The organism is Winogradskyella sediminis, from assembly GCF_003387355.1.
GTDB lineage: Bacteria > Bacteroidota > Bacteroidia > Flavobacteriales > Flavobacteriaceae > Winogradskyella > Winogradskyella sediminis.
The window spans coordinates 170,396-183,853 of record NZ_QUNH01000004.1 but is presented as its reverse complement, the minus strand read 5'-3'; the positions used below and the strand labels follow the sequence as shown (position 1 = coordinate 183,853).

General features: G+C 33.6%; 10 protein-coding genes. 5 read left to right on the top strand and 5 right to left on the bottom strand.

Annotated elements, in window-relative coordinates; all coding sequences use genetic code 11:
* A partial coding sequence (locus tag C8N41_RS15520; protein ID WP_115839932.1) for a PKD domain-containing protein occupies nucleotides 1-3,455 on the bottom strand: 3,455 nt, incomplete at its 3' end.
* A gap of 96 nt (nucleotides 3,456-3,551) precedes the next feature.
* A complete protein-coding gene (locus tag C8N41_RS15515) occupies nucleotides 3,552-4,007 on the bottom strand; it encodes a hypothetical protein (protein WP_092446869.1) in 456 nt (151 codons plus the stop codon).
* A 195-nt stretch (nucleotides 4,008-4,202) separates the two neighbouring features.
* On the opposite strand from C8N41_RS15515, the gene folE reads away from it, so the two are divergent.
* The 5 genes from folE to C8N41_RS15490 all read left to right on the top strand — a co-directional run bounded on the left by folE (nucleotide 4,203) and on the right by C8N41_RS15490 (nucleotide 8,363).
* A complete protein-coding gene (folE, locus tag C8N41_RS15510; RefSeq protein ID WP_092447806.1) occupies nucleotides 4,203-4,880 on the top strand; it encodes a GTP cyclohydrolase I FolE in 678 nt (225 codons plus the stop codon).
* Nucleotides 4,881-4,939: 59 nt separating this feature from the next.
* Nucleotides 4,940-6,424, top strand: a complete 1,485-nt coding sequence (cysS, locus tag C8N41_RS15505) for a cysteine--tRNA ligase (protein WP_115839930.1) — start codon at nucleotides 4,940-4,942, stop codon at nucleotides 6,422-6,424.
* A 2-nt stretch (nucleotides 6,425-6,426) separates the two neighbouring features.
* A complete protein-coding gene (gene yidD / locus C8N41_RS15500) occupies nucleotides 6,427-6,663 on the top strand; it encodes a membrane protein insertion efficiency factor YidD (protein ID WP_115839929.1) in 237 nt (78 codons plus the stop codon).
* A gap of 375 nt (nucleotides 6,664-7,038) precedes the next feature.
* On the top strand, nucleotides 7,039-7,863 hold the full coding sequence (gene lgt, locus C8N41_RS15495) for a prolipoprotein diacylglyceryl transferase (RefSeq protein WP_092446866.1): 825 nt from the start codon (nucleotides 7,039-7,041) through the stop codon (nucleotides 7,861-7,863).
* On the top strand, nucleotides 7,863-8,363 hold the full coding sequence (locus tag C8N41_RS15490; RefSeq protein ID WP_115839928.1) for a DUF192 domain-containing protein: 501 nt from the start codon (nucleotides 7,863-7,865) through the stop codon (nucleotides 8,361-8,363). Before lgt ends, C8N41_RS15490 begins: the two co-directional genes overlap by 1 nt.
* A 513-nt stretch (nucleotides 8,364-8,876) precedes the next feature.
* Here C8N41_RS15490 and secDF read toward each other — a convergent pair.
* The 3 genes from secDF to C8N41_RS15475 all read right to left on the bottom strand — a co-directional run bounded on the left by secDF (nucleotide 8,877) and on the right by C8N41_RS15475 (nucleotide 13,415).
* Nucleotides 8,877-11,918, bottom strand: a complete 3,042-nt coding sequence (secDF, locus tag C8N41_RS15485; protein ID WP_115839927.1) for a protein translocase subunit SecDF — start codon at nucleotides 11,916-11,918, stop codon at nucleotides 8,877-8,879.
* Between the two features lie 152 nt (nucleotides 11,919-12,070).
* Nucleotides 12,071-12,682 (bottom strand): hypothetical protein, encoded by a 612-nt coding sequence (locus tag C8N41_RS15480; protein ID WP_115839926.1) that lies wholly within the window; start codon nucleotides 12,680-12,682, stop codon nucleotides 12,071-12,073.
* Nucleotides 12,683-12,758: 76 nt separating this feature from the next.
* Nucleotides 12,759-13,415 carry a DUF4412 domain-containing protein gene (locus tag C8N41_RS15475; protein ID WP_092446862.1) on the bottom strand — a complete coding sequence of 219 codons (657 nt, stop codon included), beginning with the start codon at nucleotides 13,413-13,415 and terminating at the stop codon, nucleotides 12,759-12,761.
* Nucleotides 13,416-13,458 lie beyond the last annotated feature (43 nt).

Below are 13,458 nucleotides of genomic sequence, written 5' to 3'. Positions count from 1 at the left end.
TTCTCATAATAACTTACCGAATAGGATGGATTGTTGCCTGTAATCTCTGTGTTCTTTAAGCTTAAATCCATCTCTGTTAATCCATCTGGTGTACCGTCATCACAAACTTCTAAAGCTGTTGGAGATACTAATGATGGTAGTGGATTGACGATTATATCAAAGCTAAGGCTAGACGTACAACCTGTTAGTGTATTAGTCAGTACTGCTGTGATAGATTGTGGGTTGCTAATGTTAGTATAAGGTGCCATTATTGCGTTTGTTCCTGAAGCTGCATCTGAAGGATTAGCAAAATAACTTACACTTACATTTACTTGAGTACCTAAAATCTCTGAGGTCTTCGTTGTTAAATCAAAAGCTTCTTCCTCGTCTCCAGGTGTATTCTCATCACATAATTCAAAATCCGAAACATCTAAAATTAAAGGTTTTGGGTTCACAATCAATTGAAGTGGTGTTGTTGCATAACAACCCGTTGCGACATTTTCGATACGCGCTATAATTTCTTGAGCGCCTGCTTGAGTATTTGTATAATTAACTGGTAACGGAGTACCTCCTGCTTCAGCATCAGCTAAATTTTCGTAATAAAGAACGGTCATGCCCGATTGCGCTCCCACAATCTCAGAATCCTTTATACTTAAATCAAATATTGCTATACCGTCTGCATTGTCATCACATACTTCTAATGGAGTAGTACTATTAGCTACTGGATTTTCTAAAACTTCAAGTGTAAGGCTAGTTACATTATAACAGTTTGTTGTTGTATTTTCTAAACGTACAAATATAGTTTCGCTATTAACTGTTGAATTAATATATCCGTCAAAAATTTCAGCACTATCTGTCTCTGCTCCTACTAAATTTTCATGAAAAGAAATAGACACTCCGGTTTGACCATTTAATAACTCCGATTCTTTAGTAAGTAACGGGAAGGCAGCGAAACCATCGGTATCGTCATCACAAACTTGTAATGGTGTCACCGATGTTACTATAGGTAATTCATTAACCACTAAATCAAAACTCGTGGTACTATAACAACTTGGAAAGGCTGGATCTTCTACTCTAACATAAATAGTCTCTAAATTAGCTGTATTGTTAGTGTAGCTTGTTGGTAGGTTATCTACATTATTAATTGCATCATCTTCACTACTATGAAAGGACACATTGTAGACAGTAGGATCTTGTCCATCTAAAATCGCTGCTTCTTGACTGCTTAAATCAAAAGTTTCAAAACCGTCATTACTCACATCATCACAAACTACCATATTATCTGGCGTTGTTGCTAAAGCTCTTGGATTAACCACTAGATTAAAAAGTGCTGTGCTCGAAGCATTATAACAATTAGAATCTCCTGAACTTGCAACTCTAACAAAAATTGGCTGAGAATTCACAGTATTTGTATAGTCTGAAGGTAAGGCATTATCACCTGAATCAGCATCATTAAAACTTAAGTGGTAAGTTACCGTATAATCAGATTCTGGTTGTACACCTAAAATACCTAACGTTTGACTACTTAAATCAAAAGTCTCAAAGCCATCGTTACTTTCATCATCACATAACTCTAAGTCTGAAACAGGGTTGATAGTAGGTTGACCAGATACATTTAACACAAAAGGAAATACATCAAAACATCCTGAATCTAAATATTCAATTCTCACATATACCGTTTCTCCATCTGTACCTGTATAATTTCCAGAATCTGGAATCGCCGAAAGATCACCTTCTGCATCTGTTAATGAGTTATGATAAGTAACCACTAAGTCAGAAGCATTTGTGGCACTCGCTAGCACCACAGGAGTATTCGATTCTAAATTAAAGATATAAGGAGGCACACCTGTATCGCATACGTACAAACTATTTGGACTCTCTGTGATAAATTCTGGTAACACATCGATACAAACTTCTTCTGTATATTCACATCCAAAATCGTCTGTAACTCTATAAGTATAACAAAATTGTCCTGCGGTTGATGGCTGAACTGTTATAACATTTCCAGCTGTATTAGTTATTGTAGGATCAGTATCCCATGCTTCAGAAGTTATTACTGGTTCAAACGAAAGTTCTGGTGGCTGAAGGTTCGGGTCAAACTCAATACTCCAAGCAAAAATATGCCCATTATCAGCACCAAGATTATCTACAACTCGAATTGTCCAATCTCCATTTAACGGAGATCCTTCAAGTCCCTCCAAAGGCTCTATTGAACTATAGTTTCCTGCTGGAACGTAGGAATCTGTGTAGGTACCAGGTCCATTACCGCTTACAAAAACACCACCAGACTGTACACCTCCAGCTAAGGTTGGAAAACTGTTATCAGGCACAAAACAATATTGAAATCCTCTTCCTGGAGTTGTATTAGAACTTTCCCCATCAACTGAAGCTGTGGCCCAAGGTTCACCTAAATTTGCACCGCTACCTCCTTGATCATGCATTCTTACAACCTGTCCATTAGGTGAAATGATCTCAATATCCAAATCACCTAAAAAGGAGTGCTCCATGGTTAGACAAATACTCACCAATTGACTTATATCATCCATATTTTGAGCTGAATCGTAACAATCTACAGTAATCGAAGTTTCATAAGTTACTCCATTCCCATCAGGTAAAAAGGTAACACCACTTACAGGTGGAGTACAGTCATTTATAAATTCTACAGCTTCTACCACTCCTGTAATATCTGTACTTTCACCAAAACAAAGAGTTGTATTAGCCGCCTCTGTTCCTGTAAAGTCAGGTTCAGTAGCAACTTGTATAACCTGATTAATTAAATTATCATTTTTACAGCCTAAAGGATCCACTGAAGTATTGGCATCACGAATATTCAAATTCACAATATATACACCTGGATCTGGATATGAAAATGTTGCTGTCTGACCAGCAACTGTGTTACCATCACCTAAATCCCACTCATATGTAGCTCCTGTTCCATCAACAGAAAAATCACCATCACCTGTTAATGTAATCTCTTCATTAGGACAAACTCTTATATAATTATCTCCATTTGGAGCTGGACTCGCTGATACAATTTCGGAGTTTATAGTTTGACAAGGAGTTAAACAAGATATATCCGCTGCCCAACCGTTTATTGTTCCAGAGTCATTAGAAACAAACTGAATGGTGATACAACCCGAAGGGTTATCTCCTGTAGCTACTACAAAGCCAGGACTATTTGGCCCAGAAAAATCACCAAAGGCATCAGCTGCAACACTATCTCCATTAAATATTGTCATTACATCATTATTTAATTGCGTAGAGAAAAAAGTAAAATCTAGTTGCACTTTTTGACCAGGATTTTCTGGACAAATTGTTAAAACAAAATCTTCGTCATCACTGTAGTTTGCAAACTCTCCTCCCGAATCGTAAAACACACCACCACACTGATTGACTGTTGCGGTTTGCATTGTGATATCTTGAGCCAATAAAAGCGATGAAAATAATAGAGGGATTATAGTAAATAAATATTTCATAAAATTAATTTTATTGATTTTTTAAGACACTTATCATTATAAAACGGATACCTTTTATAACAATGGTGATAATACAATTTAAGTATCGATGTGTTCCTATTGATATTGCGAGTTAATAATTATATAATAATTGGTATTATCTACTTGATACATGCTAGCAGATCTCGAATGGAAATTGAAATCATACTTCAATGGATTAAAACTATCTAAATCAAATGGTTTATTGTTTCGAGAATCTAAATCCTCCGAATTAGTTACATCTGATAACATAGGACATGGTTTCGTTTCATTTTTATCGGTAATTAACTTTACTTTTACCCTATTCCTAAGAATATGCTTAATACTTTTTAAGCGATGCGGATTACTAAAAACCATCTTATCGGCAGAATCTCCAAAAGCCTCAATAATCTGAGCACGTTCTTTTGCTGTTAGAGGTAGATTAACATTGTCGTTATATTTAGCCAGTGGTAATGGGTTTTTGTGGTTAGATTGTTGGCTAAAAACAGATAAAGGCATCAGTATCAATGCGGTAATAATTAATAGATTTTTCATAAGTTAATTCAGAATATTAGAATTTCGAAAATTAATAAAATTTTAGTAAAACAGTTGTTAATTTATCAAGGATATTGGTGTTTTAACGGTTTTAACTATATAACAGCTATAATTATAAAACTCCTACCTCAACCAAACTATTTTATTGTTTATCTTTGCCACTCGTTTTTAGAAACTGATAATAATTATATGACAATGAAAATCGAAAATGATTTTAACGATTATGAAGCTATAGGAGATGACCATATCGGTTCTTCTAGCGATACTCCTTTGCGACCAGACGCATTTGAGCTATCTAATGCAGATAAAATAGAAAGCATAAAAGGAGACGTAAAACATATATTAGAAACATTAGGCTTAGATTTAAATGACGACAGCCTTAAAGGAACTCCTAACAGAGTTGCCAAAATGTTTGTTAATGAGATTTTTGGTGGCTTAAACCCGGATAAAAAACCTAGCGCCTCTACCTTTGATAATAAATATAAGTACGGAGAAATGCTCGTAGAAAAAAACATTACGGTATATTCTACTTGTGAGCATCATTTACTACCTATTGTAGGACGAGCACATATTGCCTACATCTCTAATGGTACTGTTGTTGGGTTATCTAAAATGAATAGAATTGTAGATTATTATGCCAAAAGACCACAAGTACAAGAACGCTTAACGATTCAAATTGTAAGAGAGCTACAAGAAGTATTAGGCACTGAAGATGTGGCTTGCATTATAGATGCAAAACATTTGTGTGTAAATTCTCGAGGTATTAGAGATATTGAAAGTAGCACTGTAACCTCTGAATTTGGTGGAAAATTCAAAGAAAATACAAAACGCAGAGAGCTTTTAGACTACATACAGTTAGACACCCAGTTTTAGTGCATCATCTTTAAATTAGTTTCTAGAATATTTCGATTCATTTTTTCAAAAATCGCATCATGTCATTATACAATACGCATCACATAAAATTATACAATACACTTTCTGGTGAAAAAGAAATTTTTCAACCTATAACTGATGGTTACGTTGGTATGTATGTTTGTGGTCCAACGGTATACAGCAATGTACACTTAGGAAACGTTAGAACATTTATGTCTTTCGATATGATTTTTAGGTATCTTAAGCACTTAGGATATAAAGTACGCTACGTAAGAAATATTACAGATGCCGGACATTTAGAAAATGATGCAGACGTTGGAGAAGATAAAATCACAAAAAAAGCTCGTTTAGAAGCCATAGAGCCTATGGAAATAGTGCAACGCTATACCGTAGATTTTCATAATGTACTCAATACTTTTAACTTTCTTCCTCCAAGTATAGAGCCTACAGCAACTGGCCATATTATTGAGCAAATTGAATTAATTCAGTCTATTATAGATAATGGTTTTGCGTATGTTGTCAATGGATCTGTTTATTTTGATGTTCATAAATACAATATATCTAACGAATACGGTATTTTGAGTAAGCGTAAACTCGAAGATTTAATACATAATACACGTGCATTAGACGGACAAAGTGATAAAAGAAATCCTCAAGATTTTGCACTTTGGAAAAAAGCAGAGCCAACACACATTATGCGTTGGCCGTCTCCATGGAGTGATGGCTTTCCAGGTTGGCATTTAGAATGTACTGCTATGAGTACCAAATATCTCGGTGACTTTTTCGATATTCATGGTGGTGGTATGGATTTAAAATTTCCGCACCACGAATGTGAAATTGCACAAAACCAAGCTTCTAAAGGACAAACACCTGTAAAATATTGGATGCATGCTAATATGTTAGAGCTCAATGGAGCTCGTATGAGTAAATCTACAGGCAATTATATTAATCCGGCTGAATTACTTTCTGGTGATAATGATATAATGTCTAAAGCTTACAACCCTAGTGTTATTCGCTTTTTTATGATGCAAGCCTCTTATAGAAGTGTTTTAGATTTAACCGATGATGGCCTAGCTGCAGCTGAAAAAGGATTTCATAGACTTATGGATGCTTTTGATTTAATAGAGCACTTAAAAACGGCTTCTACAACAACCTTATTCAATGTATCGGATTGGAAACAGAAATGTTACGAGGCAATGAATGATGATTTTAATACTCCTATATTAATTGCTAAACTTTTTGAAGCTGTAAAATTCATTAACCAAATTAAGGATGGAAGTGCGAGTATAACTCCTGAAGATTTAGCCTTATTAAAAGACACTATGTCGTCATTTGTCTTTGATGTTCTTGGTTTAGTAAACATTTCTAAAGAGCGTACAGACAACAATAAATTAACAAGTGCTGTTGAAATATTAATCAACTTAAGAAAAGAAGCCCGTTTAAATAAAGATTTTGCTTTATCTGATAAGATTAGAGACGAACTAGCCGAAGCTGGAATTCAACTGAAAGATAGTAGAGAAGGAACGACTTTTACGACTAACTAATCGTGAAAAAATTCTTAACATATCCATTCTTATTACTGATTAAGTTTTACCAAACATTTATTTCACCTTTTACATCAGCGACCTGCAGATACCAACCAACGTGTTCTCATTATGCTAAAGAAGCATTAGAAGTCCATGGCTTTTTTAAAGGAGGATGGATGGCGATAAAACGTATTTTTAGTTGTCATCCTTGGGGAGGTAGTGGATTTGATCCTGTTCCCAGAAAGGATGACAACTAAAAAAATTGCCTTTACGCGCCAGCTCGCCCGTTCACTAAAAATGTACTCCGTACATTTTCTTTGCGTTCCGTCGCCTTGGGGAGGTAGTGGATTTGATCCTGTTCCCAGAAAGGATGACAACTAAAAAACTTAAGTGTTTTAACGGTGTTAATAAACTTAAAATTAGCTCTCAAGAATTTGCTATAAACGACTATCGTAATTCAAAGTAATTAGAAATTCTGTCACATTTAAAGATATAGAATATAAATCAATATCCTATTTATCTCATCTTATTTTTGGTTCAAACATCTTAAACTTTATTAAGGATTAATATTACGTTAATCCTGTTTTCAATAGCTATCAAAATATTATATTTACGGCACAAATAATATATTTATGTTTTTATTACAGATTGATTGGGATCCAATTAAATTTATCGATTTAGGATTTTTTAAACTTCACTTTTACAGTTTAATGTGGATTGTAGCCTTCATTTTAGGTTTTTACATCACTAAGCGTATCTACAAAAAGGAAGGTTTAACTGATGAAGCCTTAGATTCGTTATTCATCTATTCTGTTTTAGGAATTATGCTAGGCGCCAGATTGGGTCATGTTATTTTTTACCAACCCGAATTAATTACCGAAGATTTTTTTAGCATCTTTTTGCCTTTCAAATTTAAAGGAGGTTTTGAATTTACTGGCTTTCAAGGATTAGCTAGTCATGGTGCAGCAATCGCCATGATAATTTCCATGTACATTTATAATAAGAAGATTTTGCACAAATCTGTTCTTTGGATTTTAGATCGTGTGGTTATACCTGTAGCACTTGGTGCTGTATTTGTAAGAATAGGTAACTTTATTAATTCTGAAATTATAGGAAAATACACAGAAAGTGATTTCGGTGTTGTATTTAAGCAATTAGGGGAAACCGCACCAAGACATCCTGCACAACTATACGAAGCATTTTGCTATGTATTTGTTTTTATTATTCTATTTTACTTCTATTGGAAAACAAAAAAATCGGAACAACAAGGGTTCTTATTCGGATTGTTCCTTGTATTACTTTGGACGGTAAGATTTTTTGTAGAATTTGTAAAGGAAGCTCAAAATATAGAACGTGCCGATTGGGTTTTAAATACTGGACAATGGTTAAGTATTCCTTTTATAATTATAGGACTTTACTTCATGTTTATTTATAAACCTAAAACAAAATTAAGCTAATGCGAATTCCACTGATTTTTAAATCTGTAATAATTGTATTCAGCCTTGTTTTACTGTCATCTTGTAAAGAAGAAAAGAAAACCATTACCGAAGATAAAGTTGTAGTTAGCTTTAAAAAAGAAGGGACACTTACATTAAAAAAAGCGGATTCGGACGCTATAATAAAAACCATAGATATTGAGATCGCTGATGATGAATACACTACCCAAACTGGGTTAATGTATAGAACAAAGCTTGAAACCAATCATGGGATGTTATTTATATTTCCTAACGTTCAAATGCGTAGTTTCTATATGAAAAACACAAAAATTCCTTTAGATATTATTTATATAGCTGAAGATTTAACTATTGTTAGTTTTCAGAAGAACGCAAAACCCATGGACGAAACGTCGCTTCCTTCTGAAGCTCCTGCCAAATATGTTTTAGAAATTAACGGAGGACTCTCGGATGCGTGGCAGTTAGAGATTGGAGATAAAATATCTTTCGAAATCCTAGAATAAGAATCCATATTATTAATTTTTATAGCGATACACTCGCTGGTATAACTTCTTATTTATATCTGCTATACTCCTATTGTCTTGGGATTACTTACGGCAACAAAAATCTTTTATCCCGAATTAAGCATACACTAATAACTTCAATAATAAATAATACAACAGTTTTTACTAATAAAACTATTCGTTTAACAGTAGACTTACTCCTTATTTTATAAGCTAGAGTACTTATAATTGAATCTCATAGAATCTAGATTAATCCTTCTCAACCCGAAGCACTTACTGAGAGCATTTGAATACATATTAATAGTACAAAAGTTGAATTATTTAGTCAATTTACAGTTGGTAAAATAGAGTTATTAAGTCTTTATCAAGCTAAGTTTGATAAAATATTCTTAATTAGAAATAAATACTCTCCATAGAGAAAAAAAATGCCTTTCAATTAAGAAAGGCATTTTTAGATATATAAATCAACACTTCGACTTCACTTAGTGTATCATTCTGATTATGATTTAAGGCTTAAGCTTCTTCTTCAACCTCTTTCACTTTATTTTTAAGCGCATCAGTTACATTACCCTTTTTAGCTGTATCGTACATAATTGGTGTTGCGATAAATACTGAAGAATATGTACCAACAATGACACCTACGATTAATGCGAATAGTAAATCTTTAAGTGAATCAGCACCAAATAAGAACATCGCTAATAATACAACTAAGGTTGTTAACGACGTATTCAATGTTCTACTGATTGTACTATTTATAGACTTGTTTATTGTAGTATCAAATTTCCAACCTAAGTTTTCATTGAAATACTCTCTAATTCTATCAAATACTACAACGGTATCATTCAGTGAGTAACCAATAACAGTCAATATTGCCGCAATAAATGTTTGATCAATCTCCATGCTAAATGGCATAAATCTCCATGTTAATGAATAGATACCTAATACAATTAAAACATCATGAAAAACAGCAGATACAGCTCCAAGTGAGAATTGCCATTTCTTAAATCTTAATAAGATATATAAAAACACCACTACTAAAGATCCTAAAATTGCCCATACTGATGATTTTTTAATATCATCTGCAATCGTAGGACTTACTTTACTAGAGAGCATTTTACCAATTTTCTTGTTTCCAGAACCATCTAAAAACTCATCATATGTCATACCTTCTGGAAGGTACTTCTTAAGTGTTTCAAATAATAAAGATTGTACTTTTTCATCAGCTTCGATTGTGCTATCTTCTACTAAGTATTTCGTAGAAATTTTTAACTGATTAGCTCCACCAATGGTTTTCACTTCAGCACTTTCAAAAACCGCTTCTAAATCACTCTTAACTTCTTCTACACTCATATCTTGATCAAAGCGTACTTGGTATGTTCTACCTCCTACAAAATCAATACCTTGATCTAAACCTACAGTGAAAAGAGAACCTAAACTCGCTAGTATTAACGCTCCAGAAAAAGCATAAGCAATCTTACGTTTTCTTAAGAAATCGATATTTACATTTGTAAATAAGTTTTTAGTTAACCCTGTTGAGAATACTAATTTACCTCCTCTGTTTGCATACCAATCTACAGCTAATCTTGTAATAAAAATTGCTGTAAACAATGATGTTAAGATACCTATGATTAGGGTTGTTGCGAAACCTTTAATTGGTCCAGTACCAAATACAAATAAGATTAAAGCGGTTAAACCTGTAGTAATATTCGCATCTAAAATTGAAGATAATGCGTTAGAAAAACCATCTTTTATAGCTTCTTTCTGAGATTTTCCTTTTGCTATTTCTTCTTTAATCCTCTCAAATATCAGTACGTTCGCATCGACCGACATACCAATTGTTAATACAATACCTGCAATACCAGGTAAAGTTAATACTGCCCCTAAACTCGCTAATACACCAAAGATTAACAGAATGTTTAATAATAAAGCGATATCTGCGGCAACACCACCTTTTCCGTAGTAAAAAATCATCCAAAGCAATACAAAACCTAAGGCGATGATGAATGATTGCATACCACTATCAATAGCTTCTTGACCTAATGATGGTCCAACTTCATCTGCTTGAACAATCTGAGCTGAAGCTGGTAATTTACCTGCTCTTAAAACATTTGCTAAATCGACAGCCTCAGTTAAGGTAAATGATCCTGAAATCTGAGAACGACCACCTGCTATGGCTCCTGTTGAAACACTAGGTGCAGAATATACAATGTTATCTAATACAATAGCGATATAACCTTGAGTTTCGTATGCTTTCTTAGTCATTTCTTCCCAGATCTTAGCTCCTTTAGCATTCATTTGCATGCTAACTGCTGGTCTGCTTAGTTGGTCGTAATCCTGACCTGCATCTGTAATTACAGCACCACTTAATTCTGGGACTCCTTCTCTATTACCTTTAATAGCATAAAGTTCTGAAAATTCAGATTCTTCATTTTGTAATCCCCAAGCAAATCTAATATTACGCATTTCAGCAGGTAATGATGCTCTATTTTTAGAAGCGTTTAGTTCTGCCATCACTCTTTCCTTATCCTTAGATAAGAACATTGCTACTACAGCTCCACCGTTTCCATATCCTTGAATACCTAACGGATTAATATCGGCTACATTTGTAGAGTCTGACTCTATCTGACCTGTAAGTTCGTCAATAGCATCTTCAGTACCTTCATCTTCTGTAGCCTCAGCGACTTCTTCTTTAGATTCTTTTTTCTTATTCGCCTCAACTAAATTTTGGTTCACCTCCATTATATAAGGTAAAACTTCTTCGGTTTTATATGTTTCCCAAAATTGTAATTGTGCTGTTTTAGTTACTAGATCTTTAACACGCTCTATATCTTTAGCACCTGGTAATTCTAAAAGAATACGACCAGAGTTTCCTAAACGCTGAATATTTGGTGAAGTCACACCAAACTTATCAATACGCTTACGCAATACTTCAAAAGCAGAAACGATAGACTCATCAATCTTAGTTTCAATGATGCCTTTAACTTCGTTGTCTGACATATTGAATTTAATCTCATCACTCAACGTTCTATTCGCAAAAATATCTGGAGAGGCTAATTTTGTATCTCCTTTAATAGCATCAAATGCTGTAAAGAAAGATTGCAAATAAGAATCTTGTGAATCTTTTTGTAATTCTTCTGCATCATCTAATGCTTTATTAAATACAGGATCTTTACTATTATTAGCTAAACCCTTTAAAATGTCTCTTACTGAAATCTGTAGAATTACGTTAATACCACCTTTAAGGTCTAAACCTAAATTCATGGCATTATTTTCAACATCTGAATAAGTGTATTGTGCGACACCTAAATTATAAACCTCAATTGGCTCAAATGTATCACCAACTTTTACTTTTGAAGTTTTTAATGAATCTAAGTAACGAATGGCTTCTAAATTCCTTTTACTTTGATAATCTTCTTCTGTATCAGCATATTTTTCAATTGCTGCTGCTTCTGCTTCTTTTTCTATTTGATTAGCTTTGAAAGTAAATGATAATTGATAAATACTTACTAAACCAAATAAAATTGCAAAAAGCTTAATTAATCCTTTGTTTTGCATTGTAATGTTTATTTAATGTCGAATTTTTAACGCGCAAATATAGAGTTTACACTATAATTCGACAATGTTTTTTTATAAATTGATTTTTAGCCTTTTGATTGAAAAAGCTATTCGTGGTGAAGTGGAATTTATTTCAGATGAAACCATTCCATTTATACTAACGGTCCGGCTCTAACTTCTGGAATAATATCGCAAATGTTATCGATTACTAAACGAGCATGGTTACTTATAAGAATAGCAACATTATGATCATAATAACGCTCAATATTCTGTAAACACCCTCCAAAACTATAGGTTTTTGAGAACAACCAGCGATCTGTTTTCTGATTGACCTCTACAATTTGGGTACGCTCAAAGTCCCAATTAATATTAGTATTAGACTTAATTTCAGAGATATTAAGCTCGTAATCTTTTTGATCTTTAGGTTCTGGAAAATCTTCCGAATTAGGTTGACCAGCATTGTAAGCAATGTTTAAGTCTTCAACATTATAAAGCGCTTTTTGAATATAGCCAACATCTGTGTTACTATGATAAAGTATTCTAAGCTGACCATCTTTACTGTGGCCGATTTGAATACGTGTAACACCAATGCTATGAAGTTTGTTTTGAATACTCTCAATAGCATTTTCTGTATCTTCTGTAGAAATATCAGTATCTGAGAACTGAATTACAATCTGTTGATTTGGTAGCGTATTTTGCTCTAAATACGTTCCTAAAAACGCCAAGAGTATAACTATTAACCCAAAATGTAATTTGGTTTTCATGGGCCAAATATAGACAAAAAATAAAGACTGTATTTCTACAGTCTTATCTAAATTAATTTCAAAATGTAATATATAATTACATGCCTTCCATTTTGGTGTAACCTTCAGGAGGAGTTAAGCTTAATTTATCATCTGAAACAGATTCTTGTTTAATCTCAGTTACCTCTGAGGTAACTTCAATACTTGCCCCCATTTGATTCATTTTCATTACAAAATAAAGTGGATAACCCTCAACCTGATCACCCATTGCTGTTGTGTTATGGCTAAAAGCAGAAATTTTATCTGTAGTAAACATTTGCATTTCTACATCTTGTCCGTTTTGCTTCATTTTAACGATATATTGTTGGCATTCATAACCCATAACCGTTTTTGTTTCACTACCCTTTTCAACTGTAACACTTTTTAAATCCTCTTCACTTGGCACAAAGGACTGCAATATATATTTCTTACCCACGCCTAATTGATCAATAAGCATTAACATTTGCTTTTCTTCGCCATCGACAATAATTGTCATATCTCCTGTCATAGGATTACTAGTCTCGCTACGTGATTTTGTACCTTTAAAATAGGTTGTAGCTTCAGAATCTCCCATAGCTTTTAATTGTGCATTCATCTGCTCATTATCGCTAGCCATCGTTTGCTTAGCCGTAAGAACACCTTCTTGCATTTGATCTTGGGCTGTTGCAACCATGTTTAACATTAATGCTAAACCCAATACTAGTATTTTTTTCATAATTTAATTGTTTTAATTATTAGTAAATAAACAAAAACCCTAC